The 2468-nt window shown below is 62.9% G+C and carries 2 protein-coding genes; one reads left to right on the top strand and one right to left on the bottom strand.

The window, feature by feature from the left end; all coding sequences use genetic code 11:
• The first annotated feature begins 38 nt into the window (after positions 1 to 38).
• A complete protein-coding gene (repC, locus tag A3764_RS17415; protein ID WP_067263186.1) occupies positions 39 to 1331 on the top strand; it encodes a plasmid replication protein RepC in 1293 nt (430 codons plus the stop codon).
• A 12-nt stretch (positions 1332 to 1343) separates the two neighbouring features.
• On the opposite strand, the gene A3764_RS17410 is transcribed toward repC, so the two are convergent.
• Positions 1344 to 2402, bottom strand: coding sequence for a tyrosine-type recombinase/integrase (locus A3764_RS17410; protein ID WP_443069394.1), 1059 nt, complete (start codon positions 2400 to 2402; stop codon positions 1344 to 1346).
• Between the last annotated feature and the right edge of the window lie 66 nt (positions 2403 to 2468).

Genomic DNA, 2468 nt, shown 5'->3' with positions numbered 1-2468 from the left:
GAGCGACTGAGGCAGGTATGCCTCAGCACGGGAGAGATATGCCCATCGCGTGGCAGCCCTCAGGATGGCGCAAGCCGACACCGGGTCTTGGCATTGCAGAGCAACTTGCCCAAGCCGGTGAACAGGTAGCTGTGCCCAAAACGCGGGCTTTTGTCGCTGTGAAGCGGGTAGGGGCCTATATTGGCCTCAAGGCCGGAGACATGATGCTTCTTGACACGCTCGGGGCCTTTACCCAGGCCCAGGACTGGGAGGAGGGGCAGCGCCCGATCGTCTGGGCCTCGAACGCCTATCTGATGGAACAGACGGGCTTCTCGCTCTCCGCACTCAAGCGCCATGCACGGCGCCTGGCCGAGATCGGCGTGATCTCCTTCCAGGACAGCCCAAACGGCAAGCGGTGGGGCCGCAGGGACGCCGAGGGGCGCATCGTCGAGGCCTATGGCTTCGATCTGTCGCCGCTTTCAGCCCGTGTCGATGAGTTCGAGGAGCTTCATGCCGATTTGCAGGCCGAGCGCGAGCTCTGCCAACGCCTGAAGCGTCAGATCACCGTGGCACGCCGCATGATCCGCGCGCGGATCGAGGCAGCCGTCAGCAGCGCGCTGCGCGGGCCCTGGACGCAGTTCACGGGGCTCTTCGAGGAGCTTCTGGACCGGCTTCCGCGCCGCCATGAAGCGTCCGCGCAGCTTGCACGGCTGCTGGGCTGGTTCAAGGAGCTCCAGGAGCGTGTCGAAGCGGCTTATCTCAAGGCAACTCAGGTCGTTGAGCCTGTGGAAAACACGCCTGAAACCATGGAACAAGTTTCTAAGAAGACTCAAGAAATGAACCCCAGGGAGGTCACTTCCGAACCTCATATACTAATTACAAACCAACTTGATCCTGTAACTAGTAATTCCTCTGAAAAAGAGGAAGCCGCCGCCGTGGTGCCCAATGCTCAGACCGAGGATCGGGTTGATAGAGAGCTGGAAGAATGGGTTGCCGAGGTGCGCAAGAAGCGCACGGCGCTCGATCTGCCCACAATCATGCAGGCCTGTCCGGAATTCGCATCCTGGGCGCGCAATATGGGCGGGTTCCTTAAAGATTGGGGCGATCTGCACCGGGTTGCTGGTCAACTCAGGCCGATGATCGGGGTGTCCGAGCATGCCTGGAACGTGGCACAGGACCGGCTGGGCAAACAGGTGGCGACAGCAGCGCTGGCGTTGGTCTTCGAGAAGCATTGCGCGGGTGAAGTCTCCTCGCCGGGCGGATATCTGCGCGGCATGGTCGAGAAGGCCGGGGCAGGCGAGCTGCATCTCGAGCGCAGCTTCTATGGCAGGCTCAGTGGACAGGCGGCATGATGGGGCAGGGGGTCAGAGTCCGGCGGCCTTGGTCAGGTTCACGCGGAACCGGTCGCGCCGGCGCTGGTAGCGGCGGGTCATCTCGGCCGAGGCGTGCCCGAGCTGCTTCTGGACATAGCGTTCGTCGACTTCTGCTGAACTCGCGAGACCAGCACGCAGCGAGTGACCGGAGAACAGAGCCAGGCGCTCCTTTTCGGGTAGCTCGGATCGGATGCCGGCGTCTAGGACCGTGCGCTTGATCAGGCGGGCCACATGCTTGTCGTTCAGTCTGGTTTCGGACGCTCGTTTGCCATCCCGTGAGGTGCCGACGAAGACCGGACCGAAGTCGATCTTGGCGAAATGCAGCCACTGCTCGAGCGCACGCACGGGGCAGGTCTGATCACTGGAGCCGCGGCCGATCTCGACCTCGCGCCAGCCGGTCTTGGCGTTGAGCGTGAGCAGGGCACCTTTCTCCAGGATCTCGATCCAGCCGCCGGAATCCGGCGTATCATCTTTGTGGACGTCGAGGCTCACGATTTCCGAGCGGCGCAAGCCTCCGGTATATCCCACCAGCAGGATCGCCCGATCCCGCAGCCCGCGCAGATCATAGGGCAGGGTGGCGACCATCGCGAGAATGTTTTCTGCCAGGATCGCTTCCTTCTGAACCGGCGGACGCGCGTGCTTGCGCTTGATCCCCGCCAGCACTGTCGCGATGTGCCTGTTCTTGCGATCGAGGGCAAAGCCGCGCTGCGCATAGTTCCAAGCGAGGCCCGACAGGCGGCGGTCGATGGTGCTGACCGATCGGGCAGGAGAGGGTCCCGACCCGGACGCCAGATCCGCTAGGTAGAGCCCGATCATTTCCGGCGACGGAGGCAGCGGTTCCGTGCCCTTCATCCGGCACCAGCGCGCGAAGTGCGCCCAATCCTTCGCGTAGGCCTTCAGCGTGTTGTCAGACGCCGCCGCGCGCGCATAGTCGCGGGCGGTGTCGACCAGCCGGTCAAGCGTTCCGGAGCCCGCCACAAAGGACGGCAGGCTCAAGGCCTCGCTGTCGGGGCGATCACTCTCGCTGTTCTCGTTGGACGAAGACCCGATTGGCACCTCTGAGCGCGATTTCTCGTGGTTTTCCGCTGTCGTTCTTGTTTCATCATTGGAATCTAA

Origin of the sequence: Sulfitobacter sp. HI0129 (assembly GCF_001635395.1) — a bacterium.
GTDB lineage: Bacteria > Pseudomonadota > Alphaproteobacteria > Rhodobacterales > Rhodobacteraceae > Sulfitobacter.
The sequence above is the reverse complement of the archived record's forward strand: the minus strand, read 5'-3'. Positions and strand labels throughout refer to the sequence as shown.